27 protein-coding genes and 1 pseudogene are annotated in these 25,220 nt (G+C 47.6%); 1 reads left to right on the top strand and 27 read right to left on the bottom strand.

Annotated elements, in window-relative coordinates; all coding sequences use genetic code 11:
* Positions 1 to 4: 4 nt before the first annotated feature.
* From bshA to G4O42_RS10455, 5 genes are read right to left on the bottom strand one after another with little or no spacing between them, the layout of a single operon-like run.
* The gene (bshA, locus tag G4O42_RS10435) at positions 5 to 1,138 is read right to left on the bottom strand and encodes an N-acetyl-alpha-D-glucosaminyl L-malate synthase BshA (RefSeq protein ID WP_032873266.1); all 1,134 of its coding nucleotides are present in this window, start codon (positions 1,136 to 1,138) and stop codon (positions 5 to 7) included.
* Positions 1,135 to 1,848, bottom strand: a complete 714-nt coding sequence (bshB1, locus tag G4O42_RS10440; RefSeq protein WP_032873264.1) for a bacillithiol biosynthesis deacetylase BshB1 — start codon at positions 1,846 to 1,848, stop codon at positions 1,135 to 1,137. Before bshB1 ends, bshA begins: the two co-directional genes overlap by 4 nt.
* On the bottom strand, positions 1,841 to 2,254 hold the full coding sequence (gene mgsA / locus G4O42_RS10445) for a methylglyoxal synthase (RefSeq protein ID WP_003153499.1): 414 nt from the start codon (positions 2,252 to 2,254) through the stop codon (positions 1,841 to 1,843). Before mgsA ends, bshB1 begins: the two co-directional genes overlap by 8 nt.
* 23 nt (positions 2,255 to 2,277) lie before the next feature.
* The gene (dapB, locus tag G4O42_RS10450) at positions 2,278 to 3,081 is read right to left on the bottom strand and encodes a 4-hydroxy-tetrahydrodipicolinate reductase (RefSeq protein ID WP_032873262.1); all 804 of its coding nucleotides are present in this window, start codon (positions 3,079 to 3,081) and stop codon (positions 2,278 to 2,280) included.
* An 8-nt stretch (positions 3,082 to 3,089) separates the two neighbouring features.
* Complete coding sequence (locus tag G4O42_RS10455; RefSeq protein ID WP_003153495.1) at positions 3,090 to 3,425, bottom strand: nucleotide pyrophosphohydrolase; 336 nt, start codon at positions 3,423 to 3,425, stop codon at positions 3,090 to 3,092.
* Between the two features lie 142 nt (positions 3,426 to 3,567).
* On the opposite strand from G4O42_RS10455, the gene G4O42_RS10460 reads away from it, so the two are divergent.
* Positions 3,568 to 4,440 carry a YitT family protein gene (locus tag G4O42_RS10460; RefSeq protein ID WP_003153493.1) on the top strand — a complete coding sequence of 291 codons (873 nt, stop codon included), beginning with the start codon at positions 3,568 to 3,570 and terminating at the stop codon, positions 4,438 to 4,440.
* A 23-nt stretch (positions 4,441 to 4,463) separates the two neighbouring features.
* Here the strand turns inward: G4O42_RS10460 and G4O42_RS10465 are convergent.
* The 22 genes and pseudogenes from G4O42_RS10465 to G4O42_RS10570 all read right to left on the bottom strand — a co-directional run bounded on the left by G4O42_RS10465 (position 4,464) and on the right by G4O42_RS10570 (position 25,205).
* Positions 4,464 to 5,631 (bottom strand): annotated as a pseudogene (locus G4O42_RS10465) (oxalate decarboxylase family bicupin).
* Between the two features lie 29 nt (positions 5,632 to 5,660).
* Positions 5,661 to 6,443, bottom strand: coding sequence for a sporulation protein YpjB (gene ypjB, locus G4O42_RS10470; protein WP_007612217.1), 783 nt, complete (start codon positions 6,441 to 6,443; stop codon positions 5,661 to 5,663).
* A gap of 67 nt (positions 6,444 to 6,510) precedes the next feature.
* The gene (gene lhaT / locus G4O42_RS10475) at positions 6,511 to 7,104 is read right to left on the bottom strand and encodes a lipoprotein heptaprenylglyceryl N-acetyltransferase LhaT (RefSeq protein ID WP_007612218.1); all 594 of its coding nucleotides are present in this window, start codon (positions 7,102 to 7,104) and stop codon (positions 6,511 to 6,513) included.
* A gap of 107 nt (positions 7,105 to 7,211) precedes the next feature.
* On the bottom strand, positions 7,212 to 7,979 hold the full coding sequence (locus G4O42_RS10480) for a menaquinol-cytochrome c reductase cytochrome b/c subunit (protein WP_007409471.1): 768 nt from the start codon (positions 7,977 to 7,979) through the stop codon (positions 7,212 to 7,214).
* A gap of 30 nt (positions 7,980 to 8,009) precedes the next feature.
* Positions 8,010 to 8,684, bottom strand: a complete 675-nt coding sequence (gene qcrB, locus G4O42_RS10485) for a menaquinol-cytochrome c reductase cytochrome b subunit (RefSeq protein ID WP_003153485.1) — start codon at positions 8,682 to 8,684, stop codon at positions 8,010 to 8,012.
* A gap of 1 nt (position 8,685) precedes the next feature.
* Positions 8,686 to 9,189, bottom strand: coding sequence for a Rieske (2Fe-2S) protein (locus G4O42_RS10490; RefSeq protein ID WP_003153484.1), 504 nt, complete (start codon positions 9,187 to 9,189; stop codon positions 8,686 to 8,688).
* Between the two features lie 137 nt (positions 9,190 to 9,326).
* A complete protein-coding gene (locus G4O42_RS10495) occupies positions 9,327 to 9,773 on the bottom strand; it encodes a YpiF family protein (protein WP_003153483.1) in 447 nt (148 codons plus the stop codon).
* A 54-nt stretch (positions 9,774 to 9,827) separates the two neighbouring features.
* On the bottom strand, positions 9,828 to 10,367 hold the full coding sequence (locus tag G4O42_RS10500) for a ReoY family proteolytic degradation factor (protein WP_003153482.1): 540 nt from the start codon (positions 10,365 to 10,367) through the stop codon (positions 9,828 to 9,830).
* A gap of 73 nt (positions 10,368 to 10,440) precedes the next feature.
* Positions 10,441 to 11,712, bottom strand: coding sequence for a tetratricopeptide repeat protein (locus tag G4O42_RS10505; RefSeq protein ID WP_032873261.1), 1,272 nt, complete (start codon positions 11,710 to 11,712; stop codon positions 10,441 to 10,443).
* Positions 11,713 to 12,028: 316 nt separating this feature from the next.
* Positions 12,029 to 13,315 carry a 3-phosphoshikimate 1-carboxyvinyltransferase gene (gene aroA, locus G4O42_RS10510; protein ID WP_032873259.1) on the bottom strand — a complete coding sequence of 429 codons (1,287 nt, stop codon included), beginning with the start codon at positions 13,313 to 13,315 and terminating at the stop codon, positions 12,029 to 12,031.
* A gap of 11 nt (positions 13,316 to 13,326) precedes the next feature.
* Positions 13,327 to 14,442, bottom strand: a complete 1,116-nt coding sequence (locus G4O42_RS10515) for a prephenate dehydrogenase (RefSeq protein WP_032873509.1) — start codon at positions 14,440 to 14,442, stop codon at positions 13,327 to 13,329.
* Positions 14,443 to 14,493: 51 nt separating this feature from the next.
* The gene (hisC, locus tag G4O42_RS10520; protein WP_032873258.1) at positions 14,494 to 15,576 is read right to left on the bottom strand and encodes a histidinol-phosphate transaminase; all 1,083 of its coding nucleotides are present in this window, start codon (positions 15,574 to 15,576) and stop codon (positions 14,494 to 14,496) included.
* Positions 15,577 to 15,587: 11 nt separating this feature from the next.
* Positions 15,588 to 16,385, bottom strand: a complete 798-nt coding sequence (gene trpA, locus G4O42_RS10525) for a tryptophan synthase subunit alpha (RefSeq protein WP_032873257.1) — start codon at positions 16,383 to 16,385, stop codon at positions 15,588 to 15,590.
* The gene (gene trpB / locus G4O42_RS10530; protein ID WP_032873256.1) at positions 16,378 to 17,580 is read right to left on the bottom strand and encodes a tryptophan synthase subunit beta; all 1,203 of its coding nucleotides are present in this window, start codon (positions 17,578 to 17,580) and stop codon (positions 16,378 to 16,380) included. Before trpB ends, trpA begins: the two co-directional genes overlap by 8 nt.
* Positions 17,561 to 18,214 (bottom strand): phosphoribosylanthranilate isomerase, encoded by a 654-nt coding sequence (locus G4O42_RS10535; protein WP_032873255.1) that lies wholly within the window; start codon positions 18,212 to 18,214, stop codon positions 17,561 to 17,563. Before G4O42_RS10535 ends, trpB begins: the two co-directional genes overlap by 20 nt.
* Positions 18,215 to 18,218: 4 nt before the next feature.
* Positions 18,219 to 18,971 carry an indole-3-glycerol phosphate synthase TrpC gene (gene trpC, locus G4O42_RS10540; protein WP_014418257.1) on the bottom strand — a complete coding sequence of 251 codons (753 nt, stop codon included), beginning with the start codon at positions 18,969 to 18,971 and terminating at the stop codon, positions 18,219 to 18,221.
* A complete protein-coding gene (gene trpD / locus G4O42_RS10545) occupies positions 18,964 to 19,980 on the bottom strand; it encodes an anthranilate phosphoribosyltransferase (RefSeq protein WP_032873254.1) in 1,017 nt (338 codons plus the stop codon). Before trpD ends, trpC begins: the two co-directional genes overlap by 8 nt.
* A complete protein-coding gene (gene trpE / locus G4O42_RS10550) occupies positions 19,952 to 21,499 on the bottom strand; it encodes an anthranilate synthase component I (protein ID WP_032873253.1) in 1,548 nt (515 codons plus the stop codon). Before trpE ends, trpD begins: the two co-directional genes overlap by 29 nt.
* A gap of 223 nt (positions 21,500 to 21,722) precedes the next feature.
* A complete protein-coding gene (aroH, locus tag G4O42_RS10555; protein ID WP_003153463.1) occupies positions 21,723 to 22,106 on the bottom strand; it encodes a chorismate mutase in 384 nt (127 codons plus the stop codon).
* Complete coding sequence (gene aroB, locus G4O42_RS10560) at positions 22,103 to 23,191, bottom strand: 3-dehydroquinate synthase (RefSeq protein WP_032873252.1); 1,089 nt, start codon at positions 23,189 to 23,191, stop codon at positions 22,103 to 22,105. Before aroB ends, aroH begins: the two co-directional genes overlap by 4 nt.
* Entirely contained in the window at positions 23,191 to 24,363 is a 1,173-nt protein-coding gene (aroC, locus tag G4O42_RS10565; RefSeq protein ID WP_003153459.1) for a chorismate synthase, read from the bottom strand. Before aroC ends, aroB begins: the two co-directional genes overlap by 1 nt.
* Positions 24,364 to 24,434: 71 nt before the next feature.
* Positions 24,435 to 25,205: a protein-glutamate O-methyltransferase gene (locus tag G4O42_RS10570; RefSeq protein ID WP_032873251.1), complete on the bottom strand. Its 771-nt coding sequence runs from the start codon at positions 25,203 to 25,205 to the stop codon at positions 24,435 to 24,437.
* Positions 25,206 to 25,220: the final 15 nt, after the last annotated feature.

The following is a 25,220-nucleotide window of genomic DNA, read 5'->3' on the forward strand; positions in this document are numbered from 1 at the left end:
AAGATCACTCCGGTCCTGCCAATTCGTCATAAATCCGTTCATACTGACTGACGATTCTTTGCGAAGAAAAGGCGGTCTCCACCATTTTCAGCGCATGATCAGTCAATCGTTTGCTGAGCTGTTTATCTTCTAAAACGGCAAGCGCTTTTTCTGATGCCGCCTGAATATCGCCGACTTCTACCAGAAAACCACTTACTTGATCTTTAATCACTTCCGGGATTCCGCCGATATTTGTTCCGATGCACGGTACGCCGCAGGCCATCGCCTCAAGGAGGACGAGTCCGAAACTTTCCTTTTCAGACAGAAGAAGCTTAAGGTCGCTGATGGAATACAGCTCTTCCACCCTGTCCTGATTTCCGAGGAGCAGCACTTGATCCTGCAGTCCGTATTTTTCGACAAGCTGCCAAGCGACGCACTTTTCCGGCCCGTCGCCGACAAGCAGGAGCTTCGCCTTTGTTTTGGCTGCGATATTACGGAAAACACGGATGACATCTTTAACACGTTTTACTTTTCTGAAGTTCGAAACATGGATGACGACCTTTTCATCCGGCAAAATGCCATGTTTCTCTTTTATACTCTCTGTATTTTTCTTAAGATAAACACGTTCATCAATAAAGTTGTAGATGGTCTCAATTTTTTTATCCGGCTTGATTAAGTCATATGTTTCTCCGGCAAGCGCGGTTGATACCGCCGTCACTCTGTCGGACGCTTCGATGGCAAAACGGATTAAATCTTTTAATGACGGATCATATCCTAAAACGGTGATGTCCGTACCGTGAAGCGTCGTCACGATGCCGATGTCGCGCTTGAGCATCTGTTTGGCGAGATAAGCGCATACCGCATGCGGCAGCGCATAATGCGCGTGGATGATATCAAGATGTTCCCTCGCGGCAACCTCGGCGATTTTGCTCGCCAGCGTAAGGTCATAAGGCGGATATTTAAATACCGCGTATTGGTTGACTTCCACCTCATGAAAATGAATATTCGGATGATATGTATTTAATCTGAACGGGATGCTTGATGTGATGAAATGAACCTGGTGCCCTTTTTCCGCAAGCAGCTTGCCGAGTTCCGTCGCAATAATACCCGAGCCTCCGACACTCGGGTAGCATGTAATCCCTATTTTTAATGGTCTCATTGTCCGCCCCCAAAAACATCATCATTCAAAACGGGAAGCTGTTTTGAAAAGAAGCCTTCGGCATACCCCGTCCCGGCTTCTTTGCCATACAGTCTTTCCCGTGCTTCCACCATTTCGATATAACCGTTGGTCAGCGGTGTATTCACTGACTGCGCCGTAGGAATAAACTGGCTTTCATAGGCGTGCAGGCTTTCTTTTTTCAAATCGATGGTTTCCGTTATGTCGATTACAAAGTCCGGACGGTGAAACCCGTTGATCATATAATAGTATACGCGCTGAGCCTTATGAGCCGGCAGTTCCTGGTGATCTCTGTATTTATGAATTCCCGCCGAGAACACCGCTTCTTCGACCAAAGCCGCCGCATTTCCGTGGTCAGGATGGCGGTCTTTCGGATAAGGCATGAAAACGGTTTTCGGCCGGCAGGCTCTGATGACACTGACAATCCGGCGGATGCCGTCCTCACTTTTCAAAAGCCCGCGGTCGGGAAGCGTAAGCTGGATTCTCTCTTTTACGCCGAGAATTCGGGCCGCCTTTGCCGCTTCTTCTTTTCTTATCCCTACCGTTCCGTTAGATGATAGTTCGGCCTCGGTCAAATCGCATATCACCGCGGTTTTTCCTTGAGCCGTAAATTTTGCGATCGTGCCGCCCATACCGATCTCGACATCATCACTATGGGCGCCGAACGCCAGAATATCAACGTGTTCAGACATTCGGCTCTCCTCCGCGCACAAGATTGCGGAAATCAAATGCCCCGCCGTCCAGCGTCCGGACGAGGATTTCCGCTGTTCCCATATTTGTGGCGAGCGGGATCGCGTATACGTCACACAGCCGGATCAGCGCCGAGACATCCGGTTCGTGAGGCTGCGCAGTTAATGGATCGCGCAGAAAAATGACGAGATCCAGGGCATTTGCCGCAATCAATGCGCCGATTTGCTGATCTCCGCCGAGCGGGCCGGATTGAAAACGTTCAACAGACAATCCGGTCGCTTCCTGGATTTTCAGGCCTGTCGTACCTGTCGCGTATAACTCATGATGGCTCAGTATATCTTTATATGCGGTCGTAAACTGAACCATATCCTGCTTTTTTTTATCGTGAGCAATCAAAGCGATTTTCATTTGATGTTCTCCCCCTTGCCGATTCAGTCGATAATATTTTCGAGTCCGTATACAAGCTGGTCGATTTTCATCACTTGCTCCACTGACAGCTTCACTCCTGACATAAAGGAAGCCCGGTTATAGGAGTCATGGCGCAGTTTCAGCGTCTGGCCGTCCATGCCGAACATGACTTCCTGGTGAGCGATAAGGCCCGGAAGACGCACGCTGTGAAGGCGGATGCCGTTTAATTCAGCACCGCGGGCGCCCGGCAGAATTTCTTTTTCATCAGGATGGCCCTGCTGCTTTTCTGTACGGACGCTTGAGATCATTTCCGCTGTTTTCAGCGCCGTTCCGCTCGGGGCATCCAGCTTTTGATCATGATGAAGCTCAATGATTTCTACATCTTCAAAATAGTTGGCGGCCATTTGTGAGAACTTCATCATCAGCACCGCGCCCAATGCAAAGTTCGGAGCGATGATGGCGCCGATTCCTTTTTCTTCAGTCAAGGCTTGAAGTTCCTCTAAATCGGCTTCAGAAAATCCGGTCGTTCCCACAACGGGGCGGACGCCGTGTTCAAGAGCGGCTTTCGTATGTTTTTTGCCGATTTCAGGCGTTGTCAAATCGATCAGCACATCCGGTTTTGTTTGTTGGAAACATGCGCGGATATCCGTATAAATAAGAGCGTCTGAATCAGCTGACATCACTTCCCGCAATGTTTGCTGATCGTATGTATGGTCAATGGCGCCGACAAGCTCAAAATGAGGCGTGCGGATGGCAAGTTTTACGGCCTCCTGGCCCATTCTGCCTCTCGGTCCGGCAATGACGACTTTAATGGTTTCATTTGACATGGTTTCTCCTACTTTCCTTCTTCTTTTCTAGTCCAGCGGTCTTTATCACGTGTATTAAATTTATGCATGACGCGGTTATGAGCTTCCTCCAATGAAATATCAAGGGAGTTGGCGAGGCAGATCAGGACGAACAGCACATCGCCCATTTCCTCTTCCATGCTTTTCTCATTTTCCGTCGTTTTCTTCGGCTTTTCCCCATAATAATGGTTGACTTCTCTTGCAAGTTCGCCCAGTTCTTCCGTGAGACGGGCCATCATGGCAAGCGGGCTGAAATAGCCTTCTTTGAATTGGCCGATATATTCATCGACCTCAGCTTGTAAGTCTTTCATCGTTTTGTCACTCACTGTGCGAATACCTCCTGTCATCTCTTCCATGTTAGCTAATTCAAGTACATTTGACAAATGTTAAAAACGGCAGTTTGCTGTTTTCTTTTGTATCCACTATAATATTTACGCAATCTTATGGAAGGAAAAGGGGTTTGATGCAATGCTTGGAGAAATCAGAATCAAAAACATTTGCTTTATTTTAATCGGCGCCGCTGTTTTTTCATTCGGACTGGTTCACTTTAATATGCAGAACAATTTGGCGGAAGGCGGATTTACCGGCATTACGCTGCTTTTATATGCGTTATTCCACATCAGCCCTTCTATTTCCAACCTGGTATTGAACATTCCTATCTTTTTCATCGGCTGGCGCATGCTCGGCCGGACGATGTTTGTCTATACCCTGATCGGCACCGTCTCTCTTTCCGTTTTTCTGAGTGTTTTTCAGCGCTACGAAATTCATATGCCGCTGTCGCATGATTTAGCGCTGGCCGCCTTGTTCGCCGGTGTATTTATCGGCGCGGGTCTCGGCATAATTTTTAAATACGGCGGCACGACGGGCGGGGTCGATATCATCGCCAGGCTGATCAACAAATTTTTCGGAATCCCGATGGGCCGGACGATGTTTGCCTTTGACGCCTGTGTCATTCTGCTTTCTTTGTTTACGTATCTTTCTTATAAGGAAGCGATGTACACGCTTGTAGCCGTTTTTGTCGCTGCGAGATTGATTGATTTTATACAGGAAGGCGGTTATGCCGCAAAAGGGGCAACGATTATTTCTTCGAAAAACGATTTGATTCAGCAAAAAATCATTGAAGAGATGGAGCGCGGCGTCACCGTTTTAAAAGGACAGGGATCATATACAAAAGAAGACAGGGACGTTCTTTACTGCGTCGTTCCGAAAAACGAAATTGTGCTTTTGAAAAGCGTCATCACTTCCGTTGACCCGCACGCCTTTGTTGCAGTAAGCGACGTCCATGATGTGCTCGGCGAAGGATTTACGCTTGATGAAAATAAAAATCCGATCAGACGATAATAAAAAGGCGGCTTTTGCCGCCTTTACTGTTCGTGTTTCCATTTGACAACCGGTGATTTTTTCTTTTTCAATCGGCGGGCGAATGCCGGACTGACATTGAGCGTCTGCTCGACGAAGCGCTGCGGCGTCAGTGCCAGCCATTGGTTTAAAGAGACGTCTTCGAAACGGTCGCTTTTGAAGATTTCCAGAAATCGAAGCACGGTGTCACCGGTATTCTGAACATAATGTCCCATTGCAAAAGGAACATATCCTACGTCACCCGCTTGATAGTTAAATGTCCGCGCTCTTCCCTCCGCCGCAAACACCGTCATTTTCGCTTCTCCTGAAAGATAATACTGCCACTCGTCCGTATTCGGATGCCAATGCAATTCTCTCATGCCTCCGGGTTCGACTTCCACAAGAGCTGCGGCAATCGTTTTTGACACCTTAAACGTTTTTGAATCGACAATCTTTACTCTTCCCCCGCTGGTAACAAGAGGCTCCTGCCGGGAAAGCTTGTAGCTGAACGGCTCCAAAACGGTGCCTTCCGGGGAAGAAACTGCTGACTGTTCAATCGGGGGAGGCGGTTCCAGCTGAAACATGTAACGCTCTTTCTTGTGAATGTAGGCCAAGTCATATCCGGGAACACCGAAGTTCGCCTCCAGCACGCTGCGCGGGGTATGGGCAAACCAGTCCGTTACTGAAAAGGTGCTGTTTTCTGAAAAAGAGCCGTCATCAAAGACAAGCAAAAACTCACTGCCCCGTTCCATCCCTTGAATGGAATGAGGAATGCCGGAAGGAAAATACCACAGATCCCCTTCACTTACGTTATCAATAAAATTCCGCCCATTTTGATCAACCGCAGTTAAACGGACTTCTCCGTTAATCACATATCCCCATTCGGCTTCTTTATGCCAATGAAGCTCCCGCACAGCTCCCGGTTTCGTTCACCGCCGCGATGTTTTTGGATACCGGCAGTTCCCTGACCGTCACCTCTCTGGACCATCCGCCGTCTTCAAGCCTCATATGCGTATCAGAAAATGAGAATTTCAAGTTTTGAACCGTTCCTGCATCCGTTGAGGGCGGAACGAGCATGTCAGGATTCTGGAAGTCACGCGCGAGGTTTCGCGGTCCTTCGTCAGTCGCCCCTTTTCTGCCTCTGATCGGCTGCGGGAGGTGTTTTGAAGCCAATTGCTGGATGAGTTTTTTCACTGACTTAGCTCCTTTACAGCAATTTCTGTTTATTTAGACTTAGGATACTCACGCTTTTTCTCTTTCTTTTTTTCCGCTCTGTATTTTCGGTAGCCGACATATGTCAGCGCAGTAATAATGATACCGCCTGTTGTCAGAATGACCCAGAGCAGCGAAGGGTCAGCGTCATCCCGCTCCACCTTGTCAAAAACCCGCTTTAAATCCTGCTGCAGGAGCGTCAGACGCTCAAGCTTTGTTCCTTTTGTCATCTGCTGAAACCCGTCCTGCTCAATCACCTCGATATGTTTCGCCACCGTATCAAGCTGGCCGGCCGACACATCCATTGTCAGGCTGGGATAAATTAAATCATATAATGATATAAATTCATTCCACTTTTCATTGAAATTTTCACTTCCGTTTCCGCTGACATCTTCTTTTAAGGCGCTGAATGTCGCCATAATCGGTCTTTCAAGCGAACCCCACAGCGGATCGGAGTGGTCTTCCATCGCATCCATTACCAACCTGAACTGGGCGGCAGCCCGGATTTTTTCGGTATCTGAGGCGTCTGCCTGTTTCAGAACGCGCACTAAATCATTGAAACCCAGAGTCACCTGCCTGACTTCGGCGCCGCTCAGTGAGTTTACGTGTGTCATTTTTTTCTTAAAGTAGCCAAGCACTTGCAGAGCCTCATCATACTGCGAATGCCGCGTCATCTGGAAAACGGTATCCGAAAGGTCGTTCAGTTCCTTGAGACCGCCCTCATCTTCAGCTTTGGCAGTTGTGATGAAACACATAAGAGCAAGTAAAAGACAGATCGTCAGCTTTCGTTTCATAGAGGTCCCTCCCACTCCTTCTCTTTACAGAATATGAGGAGCGGGACAAGGTTAGACCAAGATTCTATCAGTGTAAGTCAAGCTTTATCCGTCTTTTGGAAATCACCAAATAGTATGCAAGGCCGAGTGAAAATATGCTCAGCCAGAATGTAGCATAGCCGATTACTTGCATATAGTCATTGAGCATTGAGTAGCGGGGCATCATGCCGAAAAGATAATCAATGACATCATTATGAAGCGTCCAAACAGCGGCGACGGCAAGATGCCATAACCGGAACCGAAAATACGGGCTGTATAAAACGCCTTGAACGGCCATGGCAAAATGTGAAGCAATCAGCATGTACCCTTCCCAAGGCATCTGCCCCATTTTGACCAGCACAAAGACATTCATTCCGACCGCCCACAGTCCGTATTTTACAAGGGTTACAAGAGCCAGCGCTTCAAACAGCGGCGCGTTTCTTCCCATGAGAAATGCCAGAAGCACGAACAGGAAGAAAAACGTCGCCGTCGGGCTGTCAGGCACAAATATCAGAAATCGGAACGGCGTGTCCGCAAGCTGCGGCACATACCAATAATAGCCGTACACCGTACCGATAAAATTAACGGCAAGAACAAGCAGAAGCATGCCGCGCAACCCTAAAAGATAAGAAATCCACCTCATACCATCAACTCTCAGTCCGTAAAAAGTATGTATCATGCAAAAAAAGCTGACATCCGGTCAGCTCTTTTCATAAAAGTATATCCTGCTATTGTCTACTTCACAATACGTTATTTCGCTGTCGTTTCAGAAATGAACTTCGCCAGCTGATCAAGCTGTTTGTCATTTCCTTTAAAAATACCGGCTGGCATCTGCCCTTTCCCTTTGACGGCGATTTTTTTAATTTCTTCCGGGCTCAGCCCGTTATCGACCAGGGACGGTCCGGCGCTTCCGCCTTGAAGATTATCCCCGTGACAGGAAATACAGCCTTGTTCTTTAAATACCTTATAACCGTCTGATTCAGTATCAATGGCGGCTTCTTTTTTGATTTTCCCTTGCTCCTCCGCCTTCGCCCAGTCATGCGTCGCGACTGACTGCCACGTTAAAAAGACCGTAGCGCAAAGCGCCAAAAGCATCATGCCGACCGCAACCGGACGCTTCCACGGCCTTCTTTCAGACCCCCTGTCGAGAAACGGAGCCAAAAGCAGCGATCCGAAGGCAAGACCCGGTATAATCATCGCGCCGATAACGGTGTAGCTCCCTGCGGCATATTCATATTTTAATAGCTGGTATAAAAATAGAAAATACCAATCCGGCAGCGGAATATACCCTGTATCCGTCGGGTCCGCCACCCGTTCCAAAGGCGGCTCGTGCACAATCGTTAAAACGAGAAATCCGACGAGGAAAACGGCCCCGACCATCCATTCTTTCAGCAGGAAGTTCGGCCAAAACGCCTCTGTCTTTCCAGGATACTCTGAATAGTCTTTCGGTATATTCGGTTTTTTTTCAGCCGGTATCCTTGAATCTCCTACAAACTTCATTCCTTTCCCCCGGTGCATGTCATCCCCTCCCTTTTATATCAGATTTGATTAAAGCGGTCCTGAAATTCCCTGCTTGCGGATCATGACAAAGTGGGCGCCCATGAGCGCAAACAAAGCGGCAGGGAGAAAAAATACGTGAATCGCAAAAAATCTCGTCAGCGTTTGGGCGCCGACAATATCGTGGTGGCCGGCAAGAAGAGTTTTCACCTGCGCTCCGATCAATGGCGTCGCCTCCGCAATCTGAAGACCTACCTTTGTCGCAAACAGCGCCTTCATATCCCATGGAAGCAGATACCCTGTAAAACCGAGACCGAGCATCACAAAAAAGATCAGAACACCGACGATCCAGTTCAATTCCCGAGGCTTTTTATAAGCTCCCTGAAAGAAAACCCGCAGCGTATGTAAAAACATCATCACAATGACTAAACTTGCGCCCCAATGGTGCATACCTCTTACAATCTGCCCGAAAGCGACTTCATTCTGCAAATAATACACAGATTCCCACGCGTTTTTTATATCCGGCACATAATACATCGTTAAAAACATCCCGGACAGCACTTGGATAACGGTTACAAAAAACGTCAAACCGCCGAAACAATAGACAAAAGCCGAGAAATGGTGAGCGGGATTTACATGTTCCGGCACTTCATGGTCGGCGATATCCCGCCACATCGGCGTAATATCGAGACGTTCATCCACCCAGTCATAAATTTTATTCAGCATGTCACCCTTCCCCCCTAGGCTTTGCTTTTCCAAGATACAAAAAGCCGTCCTTTACTTTTTGCTCATAACGGTCAAGAGGCGCGAGCGGCGGCGTGCCCGGAACGTTCGTGCCGTCTTTTTCATACAGCCCGTAATGGCAGGGACAAAAGAACTTGTTCGGATTTTTAGGATCATTGTTCCAGTTTACGGTGCAGCCCAAATGTTTACAGATCGGAGAAAGCGCTATAATTTCATCCCCATGCTTGTAAACCCAGGCTGACCTGGATTCTTCCGATTCGTACCAGGCGTCGACTTGATGAATTTTAAAGTCAAACCGCTTCGGCTCCTTCGTCAGCTCATCCACACTGACAACCTGCACCATTTTTTGATCTCCCGTCGGTTTTAATACCGGGTCCAGCGCAAAACGGACCATGGGCATAAGCGCACTGGCGGCCATAAATCCCCCCACGCCGGTGAGCGCATAGTTTAAAAATTGTCTTCTCGATATATCTTGTTTTCCGCCCATCTCTTCCCCCCCTAAAGATTGACCAAAAATTAACTAAAATAGAAAATAATTCAGAGATTTGACACCCTCATAATATATGAATCTTTCAGCAAGGTCAACAGAGGCAAAACGGGTGTTTTGCGGGATGTATGGAGTTTTTAAGAATTGTTCCACTTCTGTAACAAAACGTTCAAAATTTCTCCGCACTTGTCATCCGCTATTTTTCTCTTTAAAGAGTCTTTCATATGTTCAAACGGAACGGCAGGTATGTATATGACATCAGACCCTATTTCAGAATCCTTCCATTTTTCGTCTGCCGTCAGGAACAAGGCGTGCCGGAAGTTGGTCATCACCTCTTCTTTGAGTTTTTGAAGCAGGGCGATTTGTGATTGGTCTATATCAACATATGTATAAGAGGGGAATAAATATACCCGTCCCTTCAATTGGCGCTCAAGCTCTTCAGAAAGCAATTGAGTGCTTTCCCCCTGTTCAACGGCCTCTTTTAAGCCTCCCGAAGACGTTATGGAAATTAACGGAATGACAGCGGTATCAATGTAATCCGCAGATTGTAAATAGGCATCGGCATCAGCGGCCCTCCATCTCATGTCTCGTTCCTCCTCTTTACGCAACAAGCCTTGCATATTCTGCAAGGCTGTCATTTATGTGAGCTGATTCAATTGGCGGGAAAGCTTTTCAAATGTTTCTTTGTCGTGGCGGTCCAGCGCCTCGTCGATATCTTTAAGCAGCTTTTCCCGCTGGAAAGTGGAAATGGCATGTTCTAATATTTTTTCAGCCATCCCCTGATCCTGTTTATTTTCAAACAGGTCTTTCGGCAGATGCGGATTTGATTCAAGAACAGCGGCATATTCCGGTGAGCTGTAGGCCGAACGGAAATTCAGCTGGATAAATAAATCCTGCTGTTTATTTAACCGGATGTCGTGAAAAGATTTTTCCGCGTCCGTGGTCATGACATTTTCTTTGTAAAACCTAAACGGCACCTCATCAACGCAATGAGTAGACATGATAATGCCTCGCGGGCAAAATTCAGCTTGTTCTACAAAATGGACTTTTTCCATTAATGAATCATGACTCATTAAATAATTTAAAATCCAGACGCACTCCCGGCGTTTAAGCTGATAATGATTTAAAAACCAACGGATAAAATCCTTTTTTTCATTGACAGAAACAGGGGTCTGCATGTAATTCCCTCCTCTATCGATCGTATAATCTGACATCACTTATACATTCAGCAAGCATGGTCCAAAATCCTGCTTATCTTAAAAATTCATCCTCTATCCGTAAGATTGTTTCTTCAAGCTCTTCGTTTGTTCCATCCATTGAAAGCACCTGTTTTAAAAGCGGCAGCGCTTCTTTCTGGAGACCCTCTTCCAATAAGAAGTGAGCGTATTCATATAAGAAATCCCGATCATCCTGATAATGGAGATACGCAGCTTCGAAGCTTTTTTTCGCTTCAGCGTATTGCTCAAGGCCTGTATAAGCACCCGCCAAATACCAATTGTATTTCGGATCTTCTTCTCCGTAGCCGCGGACTTCCTGAATCAGATCAATAATCTCTTCAAAGCTTTCTTCTTTATGATAGACGGCTAAAAGCGTATGGAGCGCTTCCACGTAACCCGGATCGAGCGCCAGCGCTTCCTGAAGAAGCTTTTTGCCTTCCTCTTCGTTGCCGAGCTTTAACGCCATTTTCGCCGCATAGAGAAAAAGCTCTTTATTGTATTCATCGTAAGTAATACCTTCTTTAGCGGTTTTTAATGCATCTTCATACATGCCTTCTGCCTCGTAGCTTTTTGCAAGCGGCATATAAAGCGATGAATAGGAAGGATCAAGCCCTTTTAAATCAGACAGCTGCTTGATGGCTGTTTTGACCATTCCCGCCTGATAGGCTGTGAACCCGTACCCGAAAATCGTATTCGGTTCTGTATGTTCTGCCACCGCTTTTTCATACCATGAAATCGCTTCCTCAAATTCACCCGCCGCGCTCAATGACTCAGCCAGCCTCTGATGAACATTTACGCCGCCGATTTCGTGCCGTTCTTTTGCCGTCTCTTCATAGTAAGGAACGGCTTTTGCGTATGATCCCTGAGTGAAGTATAATTCCCCCAGAGCGAAATCAATAACAGGTTCATCTTGTAACATCGCTTTCGCCTGTAACAGCTTTTGCTCACTTACTTCAAATAAGCCCTGCATCTGATACAGATCAGCCATTAAAAGAAGGCTTTCCGCGTAAGACGGGTCTTCCGGAGAAATCGTCTCCAGCACCTCAAGAGCTTTTTCTTCTTCATCAATATCTATTAACAATTCGGCGTAAAAATTCGTCAGCTCAGACTCATCCGGATAAAGGTCATGCAGATCACTGATCAGCGCTAACGCTTTTTCGGCGTTTCCCCATTCATAGTAGAGCTGGGCTGCAATGGCTTTGTCTTCGTCATGAAGCTCTGTTTCAGCTTTTGAAAGCGCTTTGAGTCCCTTTTCGGTTTCACCTGCTTCAACTAATTTTATGGCTTCTTGAATCAATGTATTCAAATCAGACCGGTCCTTTCTTTTCCTATACCTCATCAACCAATGAAAAGGGTTTTTATTCGGGTTATTCTTATCATAATTCAGACAGGGCCTGCCCGCAAATAAGATGCTTCACCCGGCATTATAGTTTATCAGAAAATAGTTAAGAGGAAAACGGCAAAAAAGGGGACGGCATCTTTATACGCAGACAGCGCAATTTGTTCCGGCTGTTTCTGTAACGAAAACGCATTCCCCCTTTCTGTTATTTTCTGTTTAAGACAAGCTATGTCAAAGCCCAAGATTTTATGACACATGAAGAAAAAAGCCCGAAGAATCGTCTTCAGGCTTTTTTGGCTAATTGATCTAAATGCTCAAAAAATGTCGGATATGAGACGTGGATCGCCTCAGTATCACGGATGTCAATCGGCTCTTCTGTCAGGCATGAAGCGATACCGAGCATCATGCCGATGCGGTGGTCGCCGTGGCTTGACACATCGGCTCCGCCCGCAAGCGTTTTTTTGCCGTGTATTTTCATGCCGTCTTCAGTCGGTTCAATGTCTGCGCCGATTTTCCGGAGCTCTGATACGACGGTGTCGATCCGGTTCGTTTCCTTCACCTTCAGCTCCGCAGCGTCTTTAATGACAGTTGTGCCTTCAGCCTGCGTTGCCAAAAGGGCGATAATCGGGATCTCGTCAATTAAACGGGGAATGATTTCTCCGCCGATTTCTGCCGCTTTCAGATCTGAAGTTTCAATAACCAGGTCTCCGTAAGGCTCCGCGCTGTCCGCTTCTGAAGGAATCACTTCAAGTGAAGCCCCCATTTGCTTTAAGACATCAATCATTCCCGTGCGTGTCGGGTTCAGGCCGACGTTTTTCAGCACAATCCGGCTTCCGGGAACGACAGCGCCTGCCGCGAGGAAAAAGGCCGCTGAAGAAATATCGCCGGGCACGAAAATATCAACTCCCCGGAGCTTCTGACCGCCCGTTACGGAAGCGCTCGTCTCCGTTTCCGCAAGCTCGGCGCCAAAAGCGTTCAGCATCCGTTCCGTATGGTCTCTTGATTTATGAGGCTCAGTGACGGTCGTCGTCCCTTCAGCCTGCAATCCGGCAAGCAGCACGGCGGATTTGATCTGCGCGCTTGCAACAGGGGAGACGTAATCAATGCCTTTCAATTGTCCGCCTCTTACGGATAAAGGCGTAAATCCTCCGTCCGCTCTTCCGTCAATCGCGGCTCCCATCTGTTTTAAAGGCTCCGTCACCCTCTTCATCGGGCGCTTTGCAATACTTTCGTCGCCCGCTACCGTACTGTGAAATGGGCGTCCGGCTAAAATGCCGAGCATCAGGCGGATGGTCGTGCCGGAATTTCCGACATCAAGAAGGCTGTCAGGCTCACAAAGTGCGTCAATGCCCTTCCCGTATATCGTTACATCACTTCCGTTTTGTTCAATGGAGACACCCATTTTTTTGAAGCAGGCAATGGTGCTCAGACAATCGGCTCCAGGCAAAAAGTTTTTTACCGTTGTCGTTCCTTCCGCAAGCGCTCCGAACATAACAGAACGGTGGGAGATGGATTTATCCCCCGGAATATGAATTTCACCGTTTAAAGACGTCACTTTTTCTCTTTTCAATGTTTTCCACCTCAGTCAGCGTAAAATGTGTCATATTTGGCGCGGGATTGAATGCAGGTTTCCGCGCGTTTCCGGTCATCATCAGTCTGGAAACTGATTCTGAGAATTCCGTTAATATCTTCTCTTGTTTCGATAATGCGGATGTTGGTAATACTGATTTTTTCTTCTGCCAATATCGCCGTAATTTCCGAAATGACCCCCGGATGATCGGGAACATCGACATAAAGGTCATAAAAGGACGGGATCGCTCCTTTTTGACGGAGCGGCAGACCGTCGCGATAATCTTTCGCTTTTTTAAAATATCCGAACAGGCTGCCCGCATCTTCATTTTCTACATAAGATTCGATCGTGTCAATCTCCCGTTTCCATTCTTTGAAGCGGTCAAGCAGTTTATCTTTGTTATGAAGAAGTATGTCCCTCCACATCGCCGGACTGCTTGAGGCGATCCTGGTGATGTCCCGAAAACCGCCGGCTGCGAAACGTTTCAAATACGGATAATCTTCTTCAGCATGATGAGCCTGATGTACGAGGCTTGCAGCAACGATATGAGGGAAATGGCTGATGACGCTCGTTACGCCGTCATGCTCCTCGGGGGTCATCTCCACAAAGTGGGCGTTTGCCGCTTTCAAGAGTTCCTTCAGATGCATTACTGACTCTTTAGAAGTTGATTTTCCGGGTGTTAAAATGTAAAACGCATTTTCGAATAAAAATTCTTTCGCGGCAGCGGCCCCGGATTTATGAGATCCCGCCATCGGATGGCCGCCGACAAATTGATAGTGAGCCGGAAGCACTTTGTCGGCGTAGCTGACGACTTTCTGTTTCGTGCTGCCCACATCCGTAATCAGGAGTTCATGGGTGATGTCTGATGCGGCCAGCACATCGAGCATTTTCAGCGTTTGGGCGACAGGCGTGGCGATAATGACAACAGACGCTTGCTGCGCCCCTTCCGTAAATGAACCGGCCCGCTCGTCAATAATTCCGAGCTTCAGCGCGGCAGTGAGCTGTTCTTCCGAAATATCTACACCGATAATCCGTTTATGCGGATGCTCCTTTTTGATGGCCAATGCGATCGATCCGCCGATCAGCCCGATCCCCGCAAGCAATATAGTATCCTTCATTTCACTCATTTCCTTTTTCAACTATTTTAATAGAGCAAAGAGGTGATGCTTGATCACCTCTTATAATATTTCAGCTAAAATTGTGAGAATTTCCTCATTCTGCTCTTTCGTACCGACCGTAATCCTTAACGCTGTCGGAAATCCGAGCGCCTGTCCTGAGCGGACGATATATCCTTTTTCCAACAGGGCTTGGAACAGTTCATCCGCCGGGCGGTTAAAATCAATGAGCACAAAGTTGGTTTGTGAAGGATAACAAGTTAATCCGTGAGTTTCTGCAAAATCATAATACTGCTTAAGGCCTGCTTGATTTTTCTCGACGCATTCCTGAATAAATGTCTGGTCATCAAGCGCTGCCAGTGCCGAAGCCTGACCGATTCTGCTCGTATTGAACGGCTCTCTCGCCGGTTCAATCTGGCGGATCAGCGCTTCGTCCGCAATGCCGTATCCGACGCGCAGCGCGGCAAGTCCGTACGCTTTAGAGAAGGTGCGGAGGATCATAACATTCGCATATTGCTTTAAAAGCGGAATGCTTTCTGGGTAATCTTCCGCCGTGACATACTCGTAGTACGCTTCATCAAGTACAACGAGTATATGCTCGGGAACTCTGTTTAAAAAGGCAATTAGCTCTTGCTCAGAAGTATATGTCCCCGTCGGATTATTGGGGTTGCATACCCATATGACTTTCGTCTTGCCGTCAATTGCTTCCAGCATCCGGTCCAAATCATGAGCGCCGTCACTGCGGAGCGGCACCTCGCGCACCTCAGCGCCTTCAATCACCGCATTGTGTCTGTATTGCGGGAAAGTCGGGGCGGCGGTAATCGTGTTTGCCTGATCATTTAATAAAGAACGGCAGATAATCTGCACAAGCTCATCAGAGCCGTTGCCGAAAATGATAGAAGATTCACTGACCTGCAGATGCTCACTGAGCCGCGTTCTCAAAGCGGCACTGTAACCGTCGGGATACAGCGCAAGCTGCTCAATCTCCTGATGCAGCGCATCTTTAGCGGCCTGTGAACAGCCGAACGGATTTTCGTTAGAAGCGAGTTTCACTACTTTCTCAAGTCCGTATTCCATTTTCACTTCTTCTATTGGTTTGCCCGGCTGATACGGTTTCAGCTGCCGCAGCTGTTCTTTAATCTGCAAATCCAGTCACCTCATTTTACACTGTACAGTCGTCCGAACGTCTTTGCGTATTCTTCAAATTCAAGAAGCGCATCAGCTCTTGTTCCGGGATTCACAAGCTTTGTTTTAAGCTCTTCAACTTTTTTGACAAGCGCGCTGCCGACAACGACACCGTCAGATATTTCATTCATCCCGTCAACCTGTTTGCGGTTTGAAATGCCAAAACCGACCGCCACCGGAACAGAGCTGAATTCTTTCACCTTACGTATGAAAGAGTATACAGACGGATCGAATTCGCTGCGTACGCCCGTCACTCCTAAAGAGGATACACAATACACAAAGCCGCTGGCCTGTTCAGTAATTATTTTCAAACGGTCTTCACTTGTCGGCGCAACCAGTGAGATATAAGCGATGTTCTCCTTTTTGCATGTCATTTGCAAAAGGGCGCTTTCCTCTAATGGAAGGTCGGGTACAAGCAGACCGTCTATGTCGTTTTCCCGCAGTAAAGCGAAAAAGTATTCTTTTTCTAATTGTAACACAGGATTATAATACGTAAAGAGGATAATTGGAATATGAACGCCGTTTTTTTTCATTTTGCCGCCAAGTTCAATGGTTTTTACGATATTCATTCCGTTTTCCAGAGCCCGTTTTGAAGCCCGTTGTATGACGGGTCCGTCCGCAAGCGGATCTGTGTAAGGAACGCCGATTTCAAGGGCAGAAGCGCCTGCATTCTGCAATGATATTGCCAGCTCAACAGAAATGTCAGGAAGCGGATCGCCAGCTGTAATAAAAGGGATAAATAATTTTTCAGAATCTCGCAGATTAAACATGTGTCTCCACCCCGTTTTCCAAAACATTCATCAGCGTATGAACATCTTTATCTCCTCTTCCCGACAAACTGACGAGAATGATTTTGTCTTTATCCATGTCTTTTGCCATTTCAAACGCTTTTGCCAGAGCGTGGGCAGATTCAATAGCCGGAAGAATACCTTCTGTTTCAGAAAGCAGACGTAACGCGGCAATCGCTTCATCGTCTGTCACGCTTTCGTACGTTACACGGCCGCTTTTATGCAGATAGGCGTGCTCAGGGCCGATCCCCGGGTAATCAAGGCCTGCTGAAATGGAATACGGTTCGATAATCTGCCCGTATTCATCTTGTATTAAATAGGTCATTGAACCGTGAATCACCCCGAGCGTCCCTTTTGCGATCGTTGCCGCATGCAGCGGTGTATCAATTCCTTTTCCGGCAGCCTCGGCGCCGATCAGCTCAGTATCTTCGTCTAAAAAGGCCTGAAAAATGCCCATCGCATTGCTTCCGCCGCCGACACATGCAACAACCATATCCGGGAGCGTTCCTTCAACCCGGCGAAGCTGTTCTTTCGCTTCCTCGCCGATGATTTTCTGAAATTCGCGAACGATATACGGATATGGGTGCGGACCCACTACAGAACCGATAAGATAGAAATGATCTTCACAATGCTGGACCCAATACCTGATTGCCTCATTCGTCGCATCTTTCAGCGTGCCGTTTCCGCTTGTGACCGGCACCACTTCCGCGCCGAGCAGTTTCATCCGGAATACGTTCAGCGACTGGCGCGCAACGTCTTCTTCACCCATAAAAACTGTACACTTAAAACCGAATTTTGCGGCGGCTGTCGCGGCAGCCACACCGTGCTGTCCCGCACCGGTTTCGGCGATGATTTTCGTTTTGCCCATCTTTTTGGCAAGCAGAATCTGGCCTAACGCGTTGTTAATTTTATGGGAGCCGGTATGGTTTAAATCTTCTCTTTTCAGATAGATTTTCGCCCCTCCCAAATACTCTGACACCCTGTCTGCGAACGTTAATGCGGTCGGTCTTCCGGAGTAATCAAACAATAGTTTTTTATATTCGGCATGGAAAACAGGATCATTCTTTAATTCTGTGAAAGCCGTTTCGATTTCCTCAAGGGGCCGCATCAATGTTTCAGGGACAAATTTGCCGCCGAATTCGCCGTATCTTCCGATTTCATTTGGATATGGATACATAGTGATTCATCCTTTCTTCTAAAAGCCGGATCAGTGTTTGATCCTTTTGTCCGTTTTTTTCAATTCCGCTGGCAAGATCTATACCGCACGGACGCGATCTCAGTAAGCCTGTAATCGTTCCAGGATTAACGCCGCCCGCGATAAAACAGCGCTTGTTTGCATTTTGAGCCTGCTTTCGGTACAAGGGGACACGGGCCCATGAAAACGCGATTCCCGTGCCGCCTCTCATTCCTTTTACTGAAGAGTCAATGACATAGCCGTCGACAGCAGGTGCAAATTGAGCCATCTGACGAAGCGTCCCTTCCCCGTGATGGAGCGCTTTCCATATCTCCGAGCGCACAAGCGGACGGAGGCGGCGGGCATGCTCAGGCGATTCATCACCGTGAAGCTGGATGGCGTCAAGTGCCAGATCAGAGGCGATTTGCACGATGTTTTCTATCGTTTCATTTACAAATACTCCGACATGTTTCTTGTCTGTCCGGACCTGCTCTTTCCATTTCCGGACCTCATCCGGCGTTACTCTCCGTTTGCTTGCGGCAAAAATAAATCCCAGATAATCCGCTTCTGAAGCTGCCGCAAGTTCATAATCATGCTTCGATCGTATTCCGCAGTACTTTAACTCAGGCTTTTTCATGTCGTCACTCCCCGAACAGTCCGCGGATCGCCTTTTGCTGCGAATCCTCTCTCATTAAGGATTCTCCGACCAATACAGCCTGCGCCCCGTGCTTGTTGACGAATTGCAGGTCAGCCAAAGAACCGATGCCGCTTTCACTGACCAGCAGGCAGCCGTCCGGTACAAGCTGCGCTATTTTTTCCGTTTGCGAAACAGAAGTACGGAACGTTTTTAAGTCCCGGTTGTTTATGCCGAGAATGTCCGGCTGAAACACTTGTAAAATCCGTTCAAGCACAGTTTCATCATGGATTTCAACGAGAACGTCCATGCCCTTCTCGCGGGCTTCCAGATAAAGCTCATGAAGCTCTGAAGGTTCCAGCGCTTCCCCGATCAGCAGAATGGCATCGGCGCCGATCCTGAACGATTCCTCCACCTGAAGGGAATCAATAATAAAATCTTTTCTCAGCACGGGAAGAGACACGGTTTGTTTAACATCTGTCAGAAATTGATTTCTCCCCTGAAAAAAACGGGTATCCGTGAGAACCGAAAGGGCGTCGGCTTTAGCCGCTTCATAATCCGCCGCAATCGTTTCCGGAACAAAATGCTCTTTAATCAATCCTTTAGACGGCGAAGCTTTTTTCACTTCGGCAATCAGCCCGATAAAACGGTTCGGGTTCAGGAGCGCTTTTTTAAAGGATCTCCGTTCAATTTGACAGGTTTCCGGCAGCACGATGGATTTGATTTCTTCTTTTTTCTGCTGAATGATTTGATCAAGCATACATTTCTTCCTCTTTCTGTTTCAGACGTTCGAGCTGCCTTTGGGCATCTCCGTTTTGAATCGCTTCTATGGCGGTTTTCGTTCCTTCTTTCAGATCGTTTGCAAGACCTGCCGTATAAATGGCCGCGCCCGCATTTAAGGCGGTAATATGCAGAGCGGATGACGGAGCTTTATTTGCAAAAATATTCTGAATGAGGAGCGCGCTTTCTTCCGATGAACTCACTTGAATATCCTTTAGTGAACCTTCTGTAAAACCGAATTGTTCAGGTGAAACGGAATATTCCAGACGTTCACCGTTTTTCAGTTCAATGATATCGGTCGGTGCTGAGATGGACAATTCATCTAATCCGTCACGGGCCGACACAAGCATGACGTGTCTGACATCAAATTGTTCCAGAGCGCTTGCCATCAGGCGCGCTTTATCAAATGAATAGACGCCGATCACCTGCCGCTTCACCTGCAGCGGGTTGCTGAGCGGGCCCAGCAGATTAAATACGGTTCGGAAGCCAAGCTCTTTTCTTGCGGCGGCGACGTGCTTCATTGACGAATGAAACAGCGGCGCAAACAAAAACCCCATTTGTTTCATTTCAATGCTGCGTTTGACGCTGTCTGGAGTGGCTTGAATGGAAACCCCCAGCTTTTCCAGCACATCCGCGCTGCCGCTTTTAGACGAAACGGAGCGATTTCCGTGCTTGGCAACTTTAGCTCCGGCGGCAGAAGCTGTAATTGCCGCTGCCGTGGATATGTTAAACGTAGAAACCCCGTCTCCGCCTGTTCCGCACGTATCAACGACATCCGCCAAGCCACCTGATGTCTGTGCCCGCGCCCGCATCACTTTTACAAATCCGGCAAGCTCCTCCGCCGTTTCACCTCGGTGGGCTAATACCGATAAAATCCCGCCGATCTCAGACTGCGACATGTCCCCGTTCATCATCATTTCCATCAGCTTTTCGGCTTCTCCGGTTTTCAGCGTACGGCCATTAACGCACGATTGCAGAAATTTGTTCATCCGTCTTCTCCTCCCCGCCAGAAAAGATGTCTTCTGCGATTTGAATCGTTTTTAAAAGCGCCCCCGCTTTGTTACAGCTCTCTTCATATTCGGCTTCCGGGACGGAATCGGCGACTATTCCCGCGCCCGCCTGCACCGACGCCGTACCGTTTTTGACACTCATAGTGCGGATGGTAATACACGAATCAATTGACCCGTCAAATCCGATATAAGCGATACATCCGCCGTAGGTTTCTCTGGAAGTCGGTTCTAATTCATTTAAAAGCTGCATCGCGCGGATTTTCGGAGCGCCCGTGAGTGTTCCTGCCGGGAATGCCGACATCAGCGCGTCAACGGGATGGATGCCCTGCTTTAAACGGCCGGTTACAACAGAGATGATGTGCATCACATGTGAAAAAGAAACGACCTTTGTGAATTCCGGAACGGCTACGGAACCGTACTCCGCAACTCTGCCGATGTCATTGCGCGCAAGATCGACGAGCATGTAATGTTCAGCTTTTTCTTTTTCGTCATTCATCAGCTCTTTTTTCAGGCGTTCGTCCTCTTCGTTTCCGGCGCCCCTTCTTCTCGTTCCGGCAATCGGATGAATTTCCAGATGCCTTTCATGCACGCGGATCAGACGTTCAGGCGAACTCCCGACAATGTCTCTGTCAGGCAGTTTGATATAGTACATATAGGGTGAAGGATTGATGATGCGAAGCACCCTGTACAGCTCAAATGAATGCCTGGATACCGGAATGTCAAACTTTTGCGAAAGCACCCCTTGAAAAATGTCTCCCGCTTTTATATATTCTTTCAGTTTATTAACACCGGCCATAAACTCTTCTTTTGTATAATTGGATGTCACATCGGCAAAACTTGGCGTGTCAAACGTTTCTTTAGAAAAAAACGGCTCTTTCATATCTTTCGATTCTGTCAAAATACCGATAAGCTTACGAAGCTCCGCGCAATTTTCTTTAAAAACGGCCCGCTTTTCTTCCTCCGTCTCCCGGCCGTTAAGCTCCGCATACTGAATGAAATGCACTTGTTTCGTTTCGTGGTCGTACGCGATGATTTTCCGGCAGACAAACAGCATGCATTTTTCGAAATCTGTTACTTTCGCGTGGCTTGGCACGGAAGGCTCAATCAAAGGAATCATGTCATAGCTCAGATAACCGACCGCCCCTCCCGCAAATGGGATATCAAGCTCTGGTGTTTTAATGCGGAAGCTCTCATTCATCCAGTCAAGCACGGCTTTTAATTCTCCGGCTTCAAACAGCGTATGCCCGTTTGGATCAGCGGCAGTGAATGTGTTATGACTCTCTTTAATCGTGATAAAAGGATCGAGGCCGATAAAAGAGTATCTCGACCAGCTTGACGACTCATCCTTGCTTTCTAAAAGATACGTAATGTTTCTGTCCAGTTTTTCAACCATCTGAATGGGTGTGATCGTGTCGACCGTAAAAGTCTCTGCGATTGGAATGGTGCGGTGTGTCAGACTGTCCTTTAAAAATAAAGAAACATCCGATTGTAAATTCATGATTCTCCTCCTTACGGTAAGGAGAATGAGATGAAGAGTGAGAGGAGTCTTGCGTATAAGAAATAAACCCAAAAGAAAGGCTTCTTTTGGGCAGAATAAAAACGTGTTTATCTCAGCTCAGCTAAACTCATTCTCTGCTACCCTATTCTAAACTCAACTGTTCAATATCTTACTTACCAGCTCTATACACACTCTTGTGTATTTCTAAGCTTTGTTTATCGTATTACATGTCAGTATTTTTTGTCAATGATAAATCCGGCCTTAACACAACGGCTTTTTCTAAATAGACATGCTTGATTTCATCCTGAGGCGTATCCGTCTGAACCGTCATCAGGACACGGATACACTTTTGCAGAGCGCCGGTGACATCCATTTCCTGCATGCACGTCACCGGGACGTACTGCCACCCGGAAAGGCGGCGGACCGCTTTTGCCGGAAATACGGAATGGATATCAGGCGTGGCGGATAACAGGATCTGTACAACGTCTTCCGGCTTGCATCCATTTTGTTCAATGATTTTTTCAAGCAGCTGCTGTGTTTTTTCTAAAATTTCTTGTTCGGTGTCTTGTTCCACCGTTGTTGCTCCGCGAATGCCGCGTATCATCATGCTGTTTCCTCCATTCGCCATTTGTTCAGCAATTTTTCGAGCTCATCTTTTGAAAGCATGCAGTCCCGCGCTTCGCCTAATTCTTTTAACACGATGAACTGTGTCATGCCTCCGCGCGTTTTTTTATCATTCATCATCCGGGCGGAGAGAACCGGCGTTTCAATATCTTGTCTGATGCTTCCCGGGTAGCCGAGCCCAATCAGCCATTGTGTGAGTTCTTTCCTGTTCATCTTGCAACCCGCAACCTGTTCACTCACGTAAAGGGCAAACTGCATGCCGAGGGCGACCGCATCTCCATGTGTAATCCGGCCGTAGCCGTATTCCGCCTCAACGGCATGGCCGAGCGTATGGCCGAAATTCAGAAAAGCTCTTATCCCCTCTTCCTTTTCGTCCTCACGCACGACGGCCGATTTGATTGAAATTCCTTTATAAATCATTTCATTCAGCTCAGCGCTTGTCAGTCCTTGCAACGTGTCAAATGTGAGAAGTTTTTCTAAAAAAGCATGATCGGCGATAAACGCGTGTTTGATCACTTCAGCCATGCCCGATCTCAGCTCTTGTTCCGGCAGGGTTTTCAGTAGCTCCGTATCGTAAATCACCGCTTTCGGCTGATAAAACGCGCCGATTAAGTTCTTTCCGAGTTTATGGTTGACGGCCACCTTGCCGCCGACCGCGCTGTCATGGGCAAGCAGTGTCGTCGGCATTTGAATGAAATCAATTCCGCGCATAAAAGTTGCTGCGCAAAAGCCGGCCAAATCACCCGTCACGCCGCCTCCGAAGGCGATCATACATGAGGAGCGGTCCATATGGAAAGCGATCGCTTCCGTTTGAATCCGTTCATACTCTTTTAGAGACTTCGCTTCTTCTCCTCTTGGAACGATCACTTTTTTCACGGGCCATGTTTCGTTTAAAAGCCGGAACATCTCATCACCGTAAAGCCGGTCAACTTCAGCATCGATGATGAGAAGGATCTTTGTCAGCGGCCTGTTCAGTGAAGACAAAAGGGCAGCAGCCTGTTTCCTTATGCCTTCACCGATATACACGGGATATGCGGAGGAAGCTGTCCGAACCTCAAGCTCTTTCATCAGAATTCCCTCGATAGTTTTTTCATGTTTTCAACATTTTCTTTAATGCGGTCGATCTGGTCAAGCCCGAATTGTTCGACGACTGCATTTGCGATTTCCCAGGCCACTGCTGCTTCAGCCACTACGCTTGCTGCCGGAACCGCGCAGCTGTCTGAACGTTCAATGCTCGCTGTAAACGGTTCTTTCGTTTCAATGTCGACGCTTTTCAGCGGCTTGTACAAAGTAGGGATCGGTTTCATAACGCCGCGGACGACAATCGGCATTCCCGTCGTCATACCGCCTTCTAATCCTCCGAGCCTGTTTGTGGCGCGTGTATAGCCTTTCTCTTCATCCCATACGATTTCATCATGAACTTCACTGCCGTTTTTGCCGGCCGCTTCAAAACCGATGCCGAACTCTACGCCTTTAAACGCGTTAATCGACAGAACGGCAGCAGCGAGCTTGCTGTCCAGCTTACGGTCATAGTGGACATAGCTTCCGACACCGACCGGCATGCCTTCGACGATCACTTCAACGATTCCGCCGATCGAGTCGCCGTTTGCCTTCGCTTCATCAATGGCTGCCATCATTTGACGGCCTGCTTCTTCATCGTAGCATCTGACCGGTGATTCTTCCGTTACCCGTTTGAGATCCTCAATGGATGTGTAATCGGTTTTCTCTGCTTTTACGCTGCCGATTTGCAGGACATGTCCGGCGACTTTAATGCCAAGCTCCGCTAAAATCTTTTTAGCGACGGCTCCGGCAGCCACGCGAACCGTTGTCTCACGCGCGGAAGATCGTTCTAACACATTTCTCATATCACGGTGATTATACTTAATAGCACCGTTCAAATCCGCGTGTCCCGGTCTCGGTCTTGAAATCTGGCGTTTCATTTCACTTTCTTCTTCTTCTGTAATCGGTGCGGCGCCCATGATTTTTGTCCAGTGAGTCCAATCTTTATTTTCTACAACGAGCGCGATGGGTGAACCGAGTGTCCGGGCATGCCGCACGCCGCTTGTGATCTTCGCTCTGTCCGTTTCAATCTGCATGCGGCGTCCGCGGCCGTGCCCTTTTTGACGTCTGGCAAGCTCAAAATTAATGTCTTCTTCAGTTATATAAAGCCCCGCAGGCACACCTTCTATAATTGTCGTCAGCTGCGGACCGTGTGATTCTCCGGCTGTTAAGTATCTCATTTCTTTCTTCTCCCTTCATCGCATTAACGCTTTTAAGTAAAACTATACCACAAGTTTTCATTAAATGTCTTCTATCTTTTTTGATAAAAAAATGTATCAGTGCTCTCAAGGCCGAATTTTTCCGGGCTGAAAATTTGTTCTGTACTGCCGACAAACAGAATTCCGTTCTTTTTCAGACTGCCCGCCATTTTCACATACAGCTCTTCTTTTGCTTTTTCAGTAAAATAAATAAAGACGTTGCGGCAGACGATCAGATCAAAATCCTGTTCATAGCTGTCGGCAAGCAGGTTGTGCCGCTTAAACCGGATGTTGTTCTGAATCTCTTGTTTTACTTGATAACTGCTGTCAGCCTGCTTGGTGAAATAACGGCTTTTCACGGAAGCCGGCACCTCTTGCAGCGAGCGTTCCTGATAGATGCCCCGCTTGGCTTTGCTTAGCGCCTTTTCATCAATATCTGTCGCCAATATATCAAATCCGGCCAGTCCCGTCTGCTGATTGAGAATCATAGCCAAAGTATAGGGCTCCTCTCCCGTTGAACAGGCCGCACTCCATATTTTTAACGGTTTGTTATGCTTTATTAACGGAAGAATTGAGGTTTCAAGAACTTCCCACCGTTTATAATTTCGGTAAAATTCAGAAACATTGATCGTCATTCTGTCTAATGTTTCGTTTAATAAAAGCTTGTCCTTTTCCAAAGCGGCGGCAAATTCCTGAAAATCTCTGAACCCCTTCTTTTCATAAAGGGACGTCAGCCGCCTTTTCATCTGTGCTTCTTTGTATAAAGATAAATCAACGCCGGTTATTTGTTTCCACTTGGTGATAAAAGTTTCGTAAGGCTCCATTGCTTCTCTCCCAAT

The sequence above is a fragment of the Bacillus sp. LUNF1 genome (assembly GCF_011008975.1).
GTDB classification, from domain to species: Bacteria; Bacillota; Bacilli; order Bacillales; family Bacillaceae; genus Bacillus; species Bacillus velezensis.